Consider the following 16844-nt stretch of genomic DNA (forward strand, 5'->3'; position numbering starts at 1 on the left):
AATTGAAAGTATCACTATGTGTTATAAGATTAAGTAGAGTATTAAAGGAGTACAAGTTTTCGCTTCTTTGTTTTCTCTATCTTATTTTATTGGCTTTCTATTTAAGAATAGTGTTTATTGGTTGGAATCCATTATTTCAGCCTTTTAACTTATTTGTTTACTCAACCAGCTTGGTCTATGCTTTATTGAATGCTATTGTTGTATTCTCTCTTTTGAATCTGATTTTGCATATCAGAAAAGTTGGTATTGTATTTGTACTGCTGTTAGCAATTCTTCTAACTGTAGAAGCAACTCTCGCTATTGCTTTCTCTACTCAAATAACGATGGGAATGTTTGCTTCTATTATGGAGACAAACAGGCACGAAGCTTTGGGTGCAATCCGAATGTATTCTTTTATATCACTACCTTTATTGGTCATTACGAGTATTATTTTGTGGCTAACGTACAGAGAACTGAAAACCAAAAAGCCATATGTTTTAATTTCTATTCTACTTATCGTAGCAAGTTTAGGAGTAGGTTATGGCACAGGTTATATGTTAATGGATAAGTCTCAGAAAGTAAAGGTGATGAGCGAATTGGACATTTCTTACCTTATGCATTTTCAATCTCTGCTAGGAATTCGTTTTCCTTTACTTACCAATATGGGCTTTGCTTCGGTAGCTTATTATCAGGAAATGTCGCGATTTAAATCTGACCTGGCTAAACCCAAGAGTCTGCCGATAGGTTTAAATTTGTCCGTTTCTTCAAAGACTCCTAACACGCTATTTGTAGTTATAGGAGAAAGTTCTTTACGAACACATTATAGTTTATATGGTTATGATTTACCAACAACTCCTTTTCTGGATAGCCTGAAAAATGATAGCTTATTACATTATTATAATGCTGTTTCTCCGGCATCAATAACCAGAGATGCTTTGTGTTTATCGCTAAGCTTTGCAACACCATTAAATAGAATACCCTTTGCTGAGAATAAAAATATAATAACTTTGGCTAATGATGCCGGCTATGAATCTTACTGGATATCGAATCAGGATAAAATAGGAATGCACGATAGCTATGTCGGATTAATTGCATCTTATGCTAAGACTGCAATTTACTACAACTTCTTAAAGGATGATTTGGAATTGCTCAGTACCGTTAAGAGTTTTTATAACCCGAATATCAAGCAGATTTTTTTTATTCATCTCAAAGGAAGCCATCTGGAATATACAGATAAATATGATAATAAAGATTCTCTAGCATTACCTGATAATGCAAGTGAAACTATAGAATATGACCGAAGTATTCACCACACAGATAAAGTCCTCAAGTCTTTATATGATAATTTTGTGAGGGAGGCAGACGACATTTCATCTCTGATATTTTATTTTTCCGATCATGGTGAAATAATAAATAAAGGACACGGATTCTCAGAGGATAATATAAATCAGTTTCTTGTACCTTTTGTGGTGATACCTTATAATTATGAAATTGATATCGATAAGGTAATTAGTAAATATATTACTGATGGAAGATTAAATACAACTAATTTTAGCTATATATTTTCTGAGGCAATTGGTTATATTATTTCAGAGAAGGTAATTGATGAAGCAAAAAACGACGGACTTTATTACTATCATGTTGATGGTAGACCTTATCTGTTTAAAGAACTAAAGTAATTAGAGTATAAATTATACTATATGCAAAGTATACAATTAAATTATAGGAACATGCTAACTAAAGCCAAAGACTTTCTGTTGAAATATCCTGCAACCTTATTAACTGCTATTTTATTGTTTTGTTGCTGTATATATGCACCATTTGGCGATTTTGCATTTTTTTTGAAACTGGTAAGTGTTTATTTTGCTTTCTGGGCTTTTATTAATGTCTTAGCAATTATATCAATACTCTATTTAATTTCTCGTATTCCTAAAGTACGGATACTGTTTGTCTTACTATTCACTCTTTTGTTAACCATCGAAATAACTCATCTTTTAGCTTTTGACTCAAGGATAACTTTTGGAGTTATAGCTTCTATGTTCGAAACTAATGCTGTGGAGGCTACAGATGTTTTGATACGACTCTCTTCTTATGCTCTGCCTGTCTCACTAATTACATTTTTCTTATTTTTTCGAACATCAAAGGAGTTAATAAAATGTAAGTTGAGTGGTTGGGTTTTTCTGTCGATTTTGACTGTTTGTGTAATTGTTTTACCTTCAATACTTGTCGTGAGGGACGCTTTTATTCTGGAACAACGTAAAACTATTTTTACACAAGACCCACTTTATTTTATACAAGAGAAAACAAGTCATAAATTGCCATTAGTATATGGTCCTTTGGTGGCAGGTATTGCCTACTGGGATGAGGTTAGAAAATTCAATGAATTTGTAGATATGAAAAGGGTTTTACCTGATGGAGTTAAGCTTGAGGCAGAAAAAAAAACGCCTCAGACAGTCTATGTTTTGATTGGAGAAAGTTCGCTTAGTACCCATTATAGCCTGTACGGTTATAATATACCAACAACACCCTGGTTAGACTCTATGAAGCGAGATCGGAGCTTGTATAATATCGATGCTTTTTCGCCTGCTGCTCAAACACGTGATGCCGTGAAAATGTCACTTAGTTTTGCAGTGCCTACAAATCAGCAACCTTTTTTTGAAAACTTTAATGCTCTGGAACTGGCAAACCTAGCGGGCTATGAAACTTATTGGATATCCAATCAGGACAAGGTGGGTGCATATGATAGTTCTAATGGACTAATAGCTGCATCTGCTGTCTATTCGGAATTTCATAATTATAGTAAGGATGACTTAGATTTGATACCGATTGTTGATAGCCTATATGACAGAAGTAAATACCAGGCATTTTTTATTCATCTCAAAGGGAGTCATCTAAATTATCCCAATAAGAGCGATGAGATAGATAAAAGAATAGATAAATATTATAATGAAAGTAATAAAGATCCACTGATGTATGATCGAAGCATTTCTCATACAGATAGAGTGCTGGAGAAATTATACAATAGCGTTTTGAATCGAAACGACTCAGCATCCGCTTTAATTTATTATTATTCGGATCATGGAGAAATAATACATTTAGGGCATGGGTTTTTGAATCATGGAATTGAACAGTTCTTAATTCCATTTATTGTTATTCCCGTAAATGACAACTTAGATATAAGCGGAATTATAACTCCTTATTTAAATGATGGTTTGTTCAATTCCGTAAATTTTATAAATGTATTCGCTCAGAGTATTGGTTATGCGATATCTGAAAAAAATATAGAACAAGCACGTAAAGATGGATTAACTCTTTATCATGTCGATCGTAAAGTGTATAATTTTAATGACATAAAGAAATAAAACGTGTGGAAATGCAGACCAATTTTATTTTAACAGTGCCATTTTCAAATATATTTATTAAATTTGGAGAATTGTAAAACCATAATGGAAAAGAACGATTCAAATTCTTGCAAATATGAAAAAAATCAATTTTAGCGCAGGTCCCTCTATTTTACCACAACAAACAATCGAAGAAACAGCAAAGGCTATTTTAGATTTCAATTCGTCCACATTATCTCTTATGGAAGTTAGCCACAGAGGTAAAGATTTTATCGCTGTAATGGATGAAACTATAGCATTGTTTAAAGAATTATTGAATGTACCTGAAGGCTATTCTGTTATATTTTTAGGTGGAGGTGCCAGTTTGCAATTCTGCATGGTTCCTTTTAATCTTTTAGAGAAAAAAGCAGCCTATCTCAATACAGGAACATGGGCTAGTAAAGCTCAGAAAGAAGCGAAATTATTTGGAGAAGTTATTGAAGTTGCAAGCTCTAAGGCTGACAATTTTTCATATATACCAAAAGATTATACGATTCCTGCTGATGCGGATTATTTCCACATTACAACCAACAACACTATCTTCGGAACAGAATTACACACTGATCTGGATTCGCCGGTACCTTTAATTGCTGATATGTCTTCTGATATATTTTCACGAGTAATTGATGTATCTAAATATGGTCTTATTTATGGCGGTGCACAAAAAAATCTGGCTCCGGCAGGTCTGACATTTGTTATTGTAAAAGACGAAATCTTAGGAAAGGTTTCTCGTAAGATACCTACAATGTTGGATTATAAAACACATATAGAGAACGAATCGATGTTTAATACACCTCCGGTTGTGCCTATTTATGCGGCTATGCAAACTCTTAGATGGCTAAAAGCTAACGGCGGAGTACCAGCTATGGAGAAAAAGAACAAAGAAAAAGCGGCTTTATTATATGCAGAAATAGATAGAAACCCATTATTCGTAGGAACTGCCGCTAAAGAAGACCGATCAATAATGAACGTATGTTTTGTTATGGCAAAAGGTCATGAGGAGAAAGAAGCTGACTTCTCTAAATTTGCAGTAAGTAAAGGTCTTGATGGTCTGAAAGGACACCGCTCGGTTGGAGGATTCAGAGCTTCTATTTATAATGCTATGCCTGTTGAAGGAGTTCAGGCATTAATAGATGCGATGAAGGAATTTGAAAAACAAAACGCATAAGCAAGTTACGGACCTTTTATTATATAAGACATAAAATGAGTAAAAAGATATTAATAGCAACTGATAAACCTTTTGCTTCAGAAGCTGTAAAAGGAATCAAGAATGTAATAGATCAGGCAGGATATGAATTAGTTCTGCTTGAAAAATATACAGAAAAACAACAGCTATTGGATGCTGTAGCCAATGTAGATGCTGCAATTATCCGTAGTGATATTTTTGATAATGATGTTTTTGAAGCTGCAAAACAACTTAAAATAGTAGTACGTGCCGGTGCCGGATTTGATAATATCGATTTGGAAGCTGCAACCTCTCATGGGGTATGTGCAATGAATACTCCCGGACAAAATGCAAATGCGGTAGCCGAATTGGCATTCGGGCTGGCTGTATATGCAGTGCGTAATTTTTATAATGGCACGTCTGGAACAGAATTAGCAGGTAAAAAACTGGGTATTCACGCCTATGGAAACGTAGGACGTAATGTTGCCCGTATTGCTAAAGGATTCAATATGGAAGTATATGCATTCGACCCTTTCCTTTCGGCAGAAGCTATCGAAAAAGAAGGAGTAAAAGCAGTGAAAACTGTTGAAGAATTGTATTCTACTTGCGAATTTGTATCGTTACACATACCTGCAACTGCTGAAACTAAAAATTCGATCAATTACGAATTGTTGAATAAGTTGCCTAAAAAAGCATTGTTGATAAACACTGCTCGCAAGGAAGTTATCAACGAAGCGGAGATTGTGAAGTTGATGGAAGATCGTATTGATGTAAAATATGTTACTGATATACTGCCTTCTAATCATGCAGAGATGGCTGAGAAGTTTGCAGGAAGATACTTTTCTACACCTAAAAAAATGGGTGCTCAAACGGCGGAGGCTAATACAAATGCGGGAATAGCAGCAGCTAATCAGATAGTTGATTTTATTAAAAATGGTAACGAGTGTTTCAGAGTAAATAAATAATATATTACCAATTAATATATAAAAAAATGAGAATAGTTTAGAAACTATTCTCATTTTTTATTTTATAAACGCTTAAGAGCGAAAGACTTCTCATCCTTATTCTATTTTACCACAAATACGATATTCATATACGAGTCGTAGTTGGCTTTTTTGAGAACCGTATAATTCATTACTCCTGCAGCCGTAATCTGATTGATAGTTATTAGTTTTGGGTCGTAATAGGTGACATAGTAATACAAATTGTCAGCCGAAGCATACCTCGGAATCGACGTTGGTGCGCCTGCACTATACTTCGGTGTGGCAAACTGATCCTGATAGATCTTAAACAAATCGACACTGGCTGCCCCCAGTATGGAAGTGGGGATATTAATAGAAGGCATATAAAAGAACTGGCGGTTAAACAATGTCAAACATGTCCACTGCGGAGCAGATGCCGAACCGATGTTTTGTGAGATACAGTTTTTATCGGTATCGTATACGAAAAGACTCGGTGCAGGGTTGATGATAGACGTTTTCTGAACGGTAGTCATACGAGGAATAAGCAATCCCTGAGAGTTCCCGCTACCCTGTATGTCAAGTGCGCTACTACTTTGCGGCGTTTCATTATAGACGCCTATCTGACTGTAAAGAGGGCTAGCTACGATCATGAAAAGCAGGAAGCAAATTATTTTGTATATAAATTTCATCGTCAATATCAATTTGATGGTTATTGCTGAAGCGAATTATACAGATTGGTACGAACTATAGGGTTGGTCTGTATAGGGCAATCTGTAACATTGGTTTGCATGTTTATTTTACTCAGAGTCGTATTATCCGCCTTTATGGGTGTAATAGTTATTGTGTATACACCTGTACTTGTATAAGTATGAGGTTGCTTGTAAATAGTTGTACCTGCTGCAATGGGTTGGGTTACTTTGGTTGTGCCGTCACCAAAATCCCATTCGAGTTTCACGGGAAGTTGAGAGGCTACCCCCGACATATCCACAGTGATACTATAGTTGTGACTATTAGCCGTACATTGGAAATTTTTTGGTTTTGCTTTCCCTGCAAACCACGAACCCATAAACGAAGGGAAACCTATCTGGTTATTAGTGCCACTTTGAAGAAAAGTCGTATTGTCGGTCTGGTAAATTCGCCAAAGTGAGGGATCATCATCGGGATTATCTACAATAACAATACAATTGGTGCTATAGGTCGCAATGTAGAGTCTTTTATCTGGACCCAATTGTGGATTGTATGGAGTGCCTGGAAGCGTTGTTATCAATCTAAGAGGAGTGGTGCTGGTGCCCGCCAGTAAAGCATTGAAATCGTAGACACTGAGAGTTGAAGCAGCATAACCGCCAGTATACAGGTATTTCAGTGAAGGGGAAAACTCTATTCCATAGATACTTGTCCCACCGGGCACAATTCTTCTTATGTTAGTAAATACACCGGTGGCGTTGTTGAAGTCGCCAACAACCAAGCCACCATCACTATATTGCCCCCATGCAAAATGCTTGCCGTCATATGATATCTTGATATAACCGCACGCTCCAATGGATATCGATGAGCTAAAAGTGGTAGTACTGACAACCGGATTGGCGGCAATACCAGCTTCGGTAAACTTCCATGCATTGAATTGGGTAGGATTTCCCCTGCCCGGAGCTATAATCCAGTAAGAGCCATCCGCCCCCAATGTTGCAGTACAACTCTCACTGATAGCACCTACGCCATTGGGGAGTTTTATGTTTTTCTGTGTAGTAATCACATCGCCTAAAGGAAGAGCTACTGTGCCGTTTCCTTTTAAGCTCATATCTACTACCGAATATGCAGCTGTATTGCCTGCGACTGTGCCGATATTCAATGTCACTGCGACGAATTTAGTCGTGCTTCCCGGATAGGGGAATATAATACCCGATTGAGCGGAAGAGCTATGACCTGTAAGTGCCGGATTTAAGCTGCCGGGCATTGCCTTGCCGTTTGTATCCCAGATGGTTATTCCATCCGAATAAAACAGCAACTTGCCATCGTTGTCGGATAAGGAGAAGCAACCTTCGACGGTGTTTATGGATGACTTAAACGATGTCGGCAGTCCTGCTAAGGTAGCGTTAGCTGTACCTAGCAATCCTGTCAGGGTTATGCTGCGGGTGGTGTTCCATGTTAAGCCCGCATTAACGCCGAAAGCCCAGTTGTTCATTTCCTTTTGTGCCTGTAGCAGGGCGGGTAAGCACATCGAAATAAGTAAAATAAGTATTATTTTTTTCATTGTCGTTTTTCTATTATTTTACTACAAATACTATATTCATAAACGACTTGTAATCAGCTTCCTGTAGTATTTGGTAGGAGACCTTTCCATCAGCAGATATGCTGTTTATTTTCAGAGTTGTATCGTCGTAATAGGTGATGTAGTAATAGAGGTCGGTAGCCGCAGGGAAATAGGGGATTGATGCAGGCGAACCTACACTGCGGGCAGTGGATGCTACATTTGAAAACTGTTTCTTGTATTCAGCATATAAATCTAAGGGGGTGGCAACTACTCCTATCGTTGAGGCATCCACTGCGATAGAGGGCATATAAAAAAAGCCCGATTGATTGTCTTTCTGAGAAAGGCATACCCATATGGGTGAAGCTCCGGTGCCTGCGTTCTGCGAGATGCACTTACTCGTAGTATCGTACACGAGCAAGCCGGGAGCGGGATTGGAAATGGCGATTTTCTGTGCAGTGGTCATTCGGGGAATCAAAACTCCCTGATTATCATTGGGGCTTACTACATCAAGTGCGGCACTGGGGTTGGGGGTGGAGGTGTTAATGCCCACTTGAGCTTGTAGGTTTACAAGACACAGAGCGAAAAGAATACAGGTTAAGATGCTTTTTTTCATTGTTCCTTAAATGTTAATATTAGTTGTCGTTTGATATTGTCGTTTGAAATTTGAAGTTGCAAAAATACAAAAATAAAGTTCATAAAAGCTTACTATATCTTGTGTTTTGGATGCTATTGATGTAATTAAGGGGGTAAATCTCCTACTTATTAAGTAAATATGGAATAGCTCTAGCTATTGTTGTTAACTATAGTCGTCAGATATTTTCTCTTTCTTACATGCTGATTTATTTCTGTAATCATAATTCGTTTGTTTTATATGTTTATATTATTTTATTGTTGACTGATAACTTTCAAGAAAAAAGGCAGTAACCTGTAATCGCTACACGCTACTGCCGAGTATCGTTTTGCCGGGGGTAGAGCCTTTTGTTGCAGAGGTCTTTGAACGACAACAACAAGACAAGAACCTCCTACAACAGGCTTTACCTGCAAAATGATAAATATATTTTATGGGGAAATTGTATTGAGTTAAAAAGACGCAATAATAAAAAAGGACGAAAAGATTCGCCCGAATTATTTTTATTATGATTACTCTTACTAGTAAAGCGGGAGGAGCAAGATTACTCTCTCTCTCTCTCTCTCTCTCTCTCTCTCTCTCTCTCTCTCTCTCTCTCTCTCTCTAACATTTTGGCACACAAATCAAAATCTAAAAAGTTAAATTTCAGATTGTTGTGTGTTAAATTATTTGTTAAAGTATCAATCATTGGGTGCTATAAAGAGTTATTTTTCAGAGGTAAATGTATGAATTTATTTTAGATATCCCAAAAAAATATTTTTTTAGATTCTTTTTAATTTAATCTCGAAATTTGTTTCACTCCTTTTACTGTACGTAATTTTTTCATCAGACTCTCCAGCGTATTTGTATCCTGAAGGGTAACTGATAAATTACCTTGAAATAGTCCGTCATTTGAATCAATGCTGATAGAGCGAAGTGTTATACCTTGTTCTTTAGATATAATAGATGTAAGATTGGTAACAATTCCTATATCATCTGCACCTACAACACGTAACACTATTGTATAGGATGATCCAGACTTACCCGACCAGCGAGCCGGTATAACCCGATAGCCGAAACGAGAAAACATATCATGTGCATTCGGGCAATTGATTCGATGTATCTTTATTCCTTGAGAAGATATAAAACCAAATACTTCATCTCCATAAATGGGGTTACAGCATTTAGCTAAAGCATAGTCTATGCCTTTCAAATCTTTGTCGAGAATGAGTTCGTCCGTTGCGCTTGCATTGCCTTGGGATGTAGCTTGTGGTTGTATAGTATAACCTTCAGCACTAACCATTTCGTGTTTGTCGTGAATTTCGGCTTCGCGTTTCTCTAATTCGAGATACTGATCAATAACAGTATTTACATCCAGAGCTTCCTGAGCAATCTTAATGTAAAAATCCGTAACTGTTTTAAAGCCTTTCTTTTTGATGAGACGCATCATTACGCCCTCATCCTCGTCTATTTTTTTATTCTTAAATCGCCTCTTTAAAAGTTCTTTGGCGTATTCTACTTGTTTGTTGGACTCTTCTTTTAGCCGTTGGCGTATTTTGTTTTTAGCTTTTGTTGTTGTGACAAAATTCAGCCAGTCCTGTTTGGGTACTTGGTTGGCGGAGGTCATAATCTCTATCTGATCTCCGCTGTTCAACTTATGGCGGATAGAAACATTTTTGCCATTGACCTTCCCTGATACGCAGGTTGATCCAAGTTTTGTATGTATAGAAAAAGCAAAATCAAGAATTGTAGCTCCTTTAGGAAGTTTATGTAAATCTCCTTTCGGCGTAAATACATAAATTTCATCGTCGTAAATATCCAGCTTAAAATCTTCAAGCTTTTCGTTATTTGCAACATTCTTATTCTCTAAAGTTTCACGCAAAGTTGTCAGCCAGTCATCAATATTCGATTCGCTTTTAACCCCTTTGTATTTCCAGTGAGCAGCTAAACCCCGTTCGGCAATTTCATCCATGCGGCGGGTTCGTATCTGCACTTCCACCCATCTAGATTGGGGTCCCATTACTGTAATGTGCAGAGATTCATATCCATTGCTCTTTGGGATGGATAGCCAATCTTTAAGCCTCTTTGGGTTGGGTTGATATAAATCCGTAACAATAGAATAGATCTGCCAGCATTCGGCCTTCTCTTTGGGTTGAGGAGAATCTAATATTATACGAATAGCAAAGAGGTCGTATATAGATTCAAATTCAACCTTTTGTTTCTTTAATTTATTGTGAATAGAATAGATTGATTTAACCCGTCCTTTTACATCATAGTTAAGTCCTGTTTCTTTTAGCTTTTCTTCTAAAGGAGCTATAAATTCAGCAATGTATTGGTCTCGTACAACTTTACTTTCGTTTAGTTTTTGAGATATGTAATCGTACATTTCCCGGTCAGTATATTTTAAATACAGATCTTCTAGTTCCGATTTAATATTATATAGACCCAGTTTGTGGGCAAGTGGGATATATATATAAGACGACTCAATTGATAGTTTCAGGCGAGTAGCTTCATCTGCTTCGTTAGCCGTTCTCATTAAATATAATCTGTTGGCAATCATAATTAAGATTACCCTCATATCTTCGGCAAATGAAAGTAATAATTTGATGAAATTTTCAGATTCCAGGGTAGTCCGGTTGGCTTCAAGATGATTAATCTTCATGAGTCCTTTTACTATGTCGGCTACCTCGGGGTCAAAAATTTGCTTTATCTGCTCTATTGTTACTATTTTATTGACAACAGGTCTGTATAATAAGTTTGCTATAACAGCTGCTTTGCGGAGTCCGATTTCGTTAATAACAATAAGCACAGTATTTAGTACTGCAATAAGATGATAGTATTTATTCTTGTTGACTCTGTAGATGCCCTGTGCGATGCCACTTTTAATAGTAGATCTCAAAAATGCTTCTTCTGTGCGTGAAATTTGTAATTCCTTTGATTTTGCTGACAGTTGAAGTAGTAAGGATTTGAATTCCTCTTCTTGTGCACTATAATCTTTCATTGCTTGTGTACAATTTTGCTATTTTTCCTAAAACATATAATACCTGAATGTAAAAATAATATTTTCCTTCCATATTGGGGTTTTGTTTTCTTCCTTTTATTGAAAATTCATCAATTATTGAACTTTTTACTTTTACTTCAGAGAAAAACATTTGTACCTTTGAATGAATTAAGGTTGCAGACCTATCTGGAGTCTTGGTTGGGTGTGAAAACGATAATTTCTTGTAATTTGAAAATACCTCATTAAATATTTTCATTTACATGAGATTGCAGATCTCGTCGTTTTTCGAGTAAGCGCTTTAATTGGAGGTGTTTATTGTAGTGGGTGTTGTGTGGAGTCTTTAATGTTTTTAATGTATAGCATATGAATTCGGATAAATTACAACGATTAGAAAAAAATAAAAAGTTTCGGAAAAAGTTTTATAATAAAGAAGTGTGGAAGAATTATGCTATAATACCTCCTTCGGTAATCCTCTTTGCCTCTTTGTTTGGTATCTTGTATCTGTTTAACCTAGACCGTCTGGTCAGTTTGTATACTATTCCTTGTCTTATTTTGCTGGTATTAGGTACTATATGGTTGAAGGCTGCTCGCAGATATATTTTAACTCAAAGCATATCGGATGACAAAACTTTCCTGATTTGTCCGATTATATCTTTGATGAATAAGGAGGGAAAAACTATTCGGATGTTCTCTGTAGGAAATAATAGACATAATAAGAACTATCTGGAAAAAAAGAAAAAGGAGATATTGGATAGTATTTCGGGAGATTTTTCAGCTTTGGATTTAACGTCTAAGGCAGGATTACAACTTATTCCTAATACGGATGTGTATATTGTTACTCCCTCATTTTCTGATCGGATAGCGAACAAAAATGCAAAAATGAGTGTTAATACATATGCGATATTTGATAATTCGGATAAAATTAGATACATAAATCTTCGGGAGTTGGAGAGTTTTTCTTGATGAAAAATGTTAAAATTCATCTAATTTATGTGTTATTAGCTGAAAGATATTGTTTTAATATATTTCTATGATTATCTTTGTTGCAGAATCGTGATTTTTATTGTTAAGATTCACATGTATTACAAAGTAAGCTTATGTTAAATTTAGGTGTCAAAATAAAGAAAGCATTAGTTGTATTATCATTTTTACTACTAATCCCGTTTGTTGCTAACTCAGCATCAGGTACTTTTTCTGCACCAATGAGTTTTCTTCCGATGGAAGATGCTCTCTCTGCAGCTCGGAGTACGCCCGGATTTGTTAATGAGAATATCAAACCCTATAGACAATCTTTTAATTTGGGTAATGAACCGTCCCGAAACGGGTATATAAATTTTACATCTACAGATATATTAGCCTTTATATTTTTAGCAGGGGTATATCTGATGTTTGTAAGACGAAACTCGCAGTCGAGAAATGCCTCTTTTTAAATCGCGATATTAAAATTAGATTTTTTTATTTTTTGAAAGATTATAATATAAAGCAAGCCTGTTCAGGCTTGCTTTTTTTATTTTATTATGTGTCAATGTGGATATCTTTTCTATATTTGTGTAGTATTAATCCTAAATATGATTTCTTATGCATCAAATATTTACAGATAGAGATTTAGAGCAGTTTAAAGTAATGGGAGTGGATGTGGCTAGCGTTGATGATCAAATCAATCGCTTTAAAACAGGATTTCCTTATCTTGAAATTGCGAATTTTGCTACTAATGGAAAAGGTATTTCAGTTGTAGAGGCCTCTGATTATGATAAATATATAACTGCATGGGACGAGTATTGTAAATCGGGACATTCAATAATAAAATTTGTGCCTGCATCGGGTGCTGCCAGTAGAATGTTCAAAGATTTGTTTGAGTTTATACAAGGGAGATCGGATCTTTCCGACAACGATTTTGTTAGATTCTTTTTTGATAATATTCAGAAGTTTGCCTTTTTTGAGGATCTTAATGCTGCGTGTGTTACTAAAAAAGGGTTGGATGTTAAGTCTCTTATTCACAATAAACAATATAAAGACATACTGGAAATATTTCTTTTGAAAGATGGTTTAAATTATGGCGGATTACCCAAAGGCTTGCTGAAATTTCATTCTTATGAGAATCGTAATCGAACACCTGTAGAGGAACATTTAGTTGAAGGAAGTCAATATGCTAAATCAGCCGATGGAGAGGTTGTACTCCATTTTACGGTTTCTCCGGAGCATCGTAGTTTGTTTCAAGACCTGATTAACGTCGTTTTGGTTGATTATGAGAAGGCTCTAAATGTTAAGTTTAATGTTAGCTTTAGCGAACAGAAGAAAAAAACAGATACGATTGCTGTTGATAAAGATAATTTACCATTTAGAGATGGGCAAAATTTGCTTTTTCGCCCGGGAGGCCATGGTGCATTGATTGAAAATCTGAATGATTTATCATCAGATGTGATCTTTATTAAAAATATAGATAATGTAGTTCCAGATAAATTTAAACAAGAGGAAACTTTCTATAAGAAATTATTGGCAGGATATCTTGTGGATATTCAAACGAGAGTTTTTAGATATTTGGAGCTTATTGATTCGGGAGTTTATTCAAGAGAAGAGCTTCTTGAAATACTTTATTTTTTACAAGATGAGCTTAATGTTAAAAATCCGGATACTAAATATTTAGAAGATGCGGAGCTAGTTTTATATCTACAGAGAAAGCTTAATCGTCCGATAAGAGTCTGCGGTATGGTTAAGAATGTTGGGGAAGCCGGAGGAGGCCCATTTTTTGCTGTGAATGCAGATGGTACAGTATCCCTTCAAATCTTAGAGAGCTCTCAAATTGATCTAAGTGATCCTGTGAAAAAGGACTTGTTTACTAGTGGGACACATTTTAATCCGGTGGATATTGTTTGTGCTGTAAAGGACTATAAAGGAGAGAAATTTAACTTAATTGATTATATTGATATAAATACAGGCTTTATAAGCGAAAAAACAAAAGAAGGCAGAGCTCTTAAAGCATTGGAATTGCCAGGTTTGTGGAATGGAGCTATGTCTGACTGGAATACGGTGTTTGTAGAAGTTCCTCTCGGTACCTTTAATCCGGTTAAGAGTGTTAACGATTTATTGAGAAAAGAGCACCTTTCTAATGCTTGAATGTGGCTTAAAATACTCTTTTGTTAATGTTTATTTTGTTTAAAATATATTTATCTTTATATTTGTGGCTTGAAAAAATTGCAAATGGGTGATTTTTAACAAAACTTTAAATGACAAAAACAGCATTAATAACAGGAGTTACCGGACAGGATGGAGCCTATTTGTCAGAATTTCTGATAAAGAAAGGATATACTGTTCATGGTATAAAAAGAAGGTCTTCTCTCTTTAACACAGATAGAATAGATCATTTATACCAAGATCCCCATGAAGATCATAGAGATCTCATTCTTCATTATGGGGATATGACGGATAGCATGAATCTTACCCGCATAATTGGTGAGGTGAAACCTGATGAGATTTATAATCTTGCTGCAATGAGTCATGTGAAAGTGAGTTTTGATATACCCGAATATACAGCTAATGCTGACGGTATAGGAACCTTGAGGTTATTAGAAGCTGTCCGTTTATTAGGACTTACTGATAAAACCCGTATTTATCAGGCTTCTACTTCTGAATTATATGGTTTAGTACAGGAAATACCCCAAAAGGAGACTACGCCTTTTTATCCGAGAAGTCCATATGCTGTAGCCAAATTGTATGCATATTGGATTACGGTTAATTATCGTGAAGCGTATGGTATGCATGCTAGTAATGGTATATTGTTTAATCATGAATCACCACTGAGAGGTGAGACATTTGTTACCCGAAAAGTTACGAGAGCTGTCTCTCGGATAGTTTTAGGCCTTCAAGATAAGGTTTTTATGGGTAATTTGTCGAGCAAAAGAGATTGGGGGCATGCCAAAGATTACATTAAAGCAATGTACTTAATTTTACAACAAGACACTCCGGATGATTATGTAATATCGACTGGTATAACAACGACAATTAGAGATTTTATTAAAATGTCGTTCATGAAGGTTGGAGTGACGGTTGATTTTAAGGGTGACGATGAATTTGAAGAAGGATTTATTGCATCAATTGATGAGTCGATATTTGTAAGTAAAGTAGGGATAGAATATCTGGAAGCTTTTAGAAAGAGAATTGGAAATTCTGTAGTTGGTGTTGATCCAGCTTATTTTAGACCTACAGAAGTTGATATATTAATTGGAGATAATACCAAAGCTAAAGAGAAATTAGGATGGGAGCCATTTTATGATTTGGACGCTTTGTGTGAGGATATGGTGAGCCACGATGTAACTTTGATGAAAAAAGAAGAGTTCTTGAAAAAAGGAGGCTATAAGATTCTTAATTATTTTGAGTGAAAAAGTGATTGATAAATCTTCGAAAATATATATTGCAGGACATCGGGGATTAGTAGGCTCAGCTATTTTGAGAAATCTAAAAGACCGGGGGTATAATAATTTTATATTGCGTACTCATGAAGAATTAGATTTAAAAGATCAATTAGTGGTTGCTAAGTTCTTCGAAGAAGAAAAACCTGAATACGTCATTTTAGCAGCGGCTAAAGTTGGTGGGATTATTGCAAATAATAAATACAGGGCCGATTTTATTTATGAGAATTTGATGATTCAAAATAATATTATTCATCAAGCGTATCTAAATAAAGTGAAAAAGCTAGTATTTTTGGGTAGTACATGTATTTATCCTAAAGAAGCCCCTCAGCCGATGTCAGAAGACTTGCTGCTGACTTCTCCATTGGAATATACAAATGAGCCCTATGCCATAGCCAAGATTGCAGGAATTAAAATGTGTGAAAGTTATAATATTCAATATGGAACCAATTTTTTGGCTGTTATGCCAACTAATTTATATGGACCAAATGATAATTTTGATTTAGAGAAATCACATGTTCTTCCGGCTTTGATAAGAAAAATATATCTTGGTAAATGTTTGGAGGAAAATAACTGGGATTTGATTAAGCTAGACTTGCAATACAGACCAATTGAGAATATTGATAATAATTCGAGTGAGGTTGATATTCTATTTATATTAAATAAATATGGAATCAGTCGAATCTCTGATCAAGACGCAAAGATTGAGATTTGGGGATCAGGAAGTCCTATGAGAGAGTTTCTTTGGAGTGAGGACATGGCTGATGCAACAATTCATGTAATGGAGTCTGTGAACTTTTTGGAGTTAATAAACGTTACAATAGGTAAGGAAATTCGAAATACTCATATAAATATTGGTACAGGTATTGATATTTCGATAAAAGAACTAGCTTTGCTGGTGAAAAAAATAATTGGTTTTAAAGGGCAATTGTGGTTTAATACCGAAAAGCCTGATGGAACAATGAAGAAGCTGACTGATGTTTCTAAATTACATTCTTTAGGATGGAAGCATAAAATAGAAATTGAAGAAGGTGTAGAATTGATTTATAATTGGTATAAAAATACTGAAAGATAAGAATTAAACTGTTTAACTATA

At 35.6% G+C, this 16844-nt stretch carries 14 protein-coding genes; 9 read left to right on the forward strand and 5 right to left on the reverse strand.

Features of this window, described 5'->3' with window-relative positions; translation table 11 throughout:
- Positions 1 to 2: 2 nt before the first annotated feature.
- The 4 genes from CLV62_RS11870 (at position 3) to CLV62_RS11885 (ending at position 5489) form a co-directional block, all read left to right on the forward strand.
- Entirely contained in the window at positions 3 to 1658 is a 1656-nt protein-coding gene (locus tag CLV62_RS11870) for a phosphoethanolamine transferase (protein WP_110311003.1), read from the forward strand.
- A 51-nt stretch (positions 1659 to 1709) separates the two neighbouring features.
- Positions 1710 to 3341, forward strand: coding sequence for a phosphoethanolamine transferase (locus CLV62_RS11875; RefSeq protein WP_170120051.1), 1632 nt, complete (start codon positions 1710 to 1712; stop codon positions 3339 to 3341).
- A gap of 115 nt (positions 3342 to 3456) precedes the next feature.
- Entirely contained in the window at positions 3457 to 4527 is a 1071-nt protein-coding gene (serC, locus tag CLV62_RS11880; protein ID WP_110311005.1) for a 3-phosphoserine/phosphohydroxythreonine transaminase, read from the forward strand.
- 35 nt (positions 4528 to 4562) lie between these two features.
- Positions 4563 to 5489: a 3-phosphoglycerate dehydrogenase gene (locus CLV62_RS11885; RefSeq protein ID WP_110311006.1), complete on the forward strand. Its 927-nt coding sequence runs from the start codon at positions 4563 to 4565 to the stop codon at positions 5487 to 5489.
- 101 nt (positions 5490 to 5590) lie between these two features.
- On the opposite strand, the gene CLV62_RS11890 is transcribed toward CLV62_RS11885, so the two are convergent.
- From CLV62_RS11890 to CLV62_RS11910, 5 genes are all read right to left on the reverse strand, one after another.
- On the reverse strand, positions 5591 to 6175 hold the full coding sequence (locus tag CLV62_RS11890) for a hypothetical protein (protein ID WP_146212735.1): 585 nt from the start codon (positions 6173 to 6175) through the stop codon (positions 5591 to 5593).
- Positions 6176 to 6195: 20 nt separating this feature from the next.
- Positions 6196 to 7734: a PKD domain-containing protein gene (locus tag CLV62_RS11895; RefSeq protein WP_110311008.1), complete on the reverse strand. Its 1539-nt coding sequence runs from the start codon at positions 7732 to 7734 to the stop codon at positions 6196 to 6198.
- 13 nt (positions 7735 to 7747) lie between these two features.
- Positions 7748 to 8347 carry a hypothetical protein gene (locus tag CLV62_RS11900; protein ID WP_110311009.1) on the reverse strand — a complete coding sequence of 200 codons (600 nt, stop codon included), beginning with the start codon at positions 8345 to 8347 and terminating at the stop codon, positions 7748 to 7750.
- A gap of 787 nt (positions 8348 to 9134) precedes the next feature.
- A complete protein-coding gene (locus tag CLV62_RS11905; protein ID WP_110311010.1) occupies positions 9135 to 11342 on the reverse strand; it encodes a RelA/SpoT family protein in 2208 nt (735 codons plus the stop codon).
- Complete coding sequence (locus CLV62_RS11910; RefSeq protein ID WP_110311011.1) at positions 11329 to 11598, reverse strand: hypothetical protein; 270 nt, start codon at positions 11596 to 11598, stop codon at positions 11329 to 11331. The genes CLV62_RS11905 and CLV62_RS11910 overlap by 14 nt, the downstream gene beginning before the upstream one ends.
- A gap of 107 nt (positions 11599 to 11705) precedes the next feature.
- Here CLV62_RS11910 and CLV62_RS11915 point away from each other — a divergent pair, with 107 nt between their 5' ends.
- From CLV62_RS11915 to CLV62_RS11935, 5 genes are all read left to right on the forward strand, one after another.
- Entirely contained in the window at positions 11706 to 12305 is a 600-nt protein-coding gene (locus CLV62_RS11915) for a hypothetical protein (RefSeq protein ID WP_110311012.1), read from the forward strand.
- Between the two features lie 134 nt (positions 12306 to 12439).
- Entirely contained in the window at positions 12440 to 12772 is a 333-nt protein-coding gene (locus CLV62_RS11920; RefSeq protein ID WP_110311013.1) for a hypothetical protein, read from the forward strand.
- A gap of 157 nt (positions 12773 to 12929) precedes the next feature.
- On the forward strand, positions 12930 to 14456 hold the full coding sequence (locus CLV62_RS11925; protein WP_394337205.1) for a DUF4301 family protein: 1527 nt from the start codon (positions 12930 to 12932) through the stop codon (positions 14454 to 14456).
- A gap of 110 nt (positions 14457 to 14566) precedes the next feature.
- A complete protein-coding gene (gmd, locus tag CLV62_RS11930) occupies positions 14567 to 15718 on the forward strand; it encodes a GDP-mannose 4,6-dehydratase (protein ID WP_110311015.1) in 1152 nt (383 codons plus the stop codon).
- A gap of 7 nt (positions 15719 to 15725) precedes the next feature.
- Positions 15726 to 16823, forward strand: a complete 1098-nt coding sequence (locus tag CLV62_RS11935) for a GDP-L-fucose synthase family protein (protein ID WP_110311029.1) — start codon at positions 15726 to 15728, stop codon at positions 16821 to 16823.
- Positions 16824 to 16844 lie beyond the last annotated feature (21 nt).

The sequence above is a fragment of the Indolivaga alginatilytica genome (assembly GCF_003201355.1).
Taxonomy (GTDB): Bacteria; Bacteroidota; Bacteroidia; order Bacteroidales; family Dysgonomonadaceae; genus Dysgonomonas_A; species Dysgonomonas_A alginatilytica.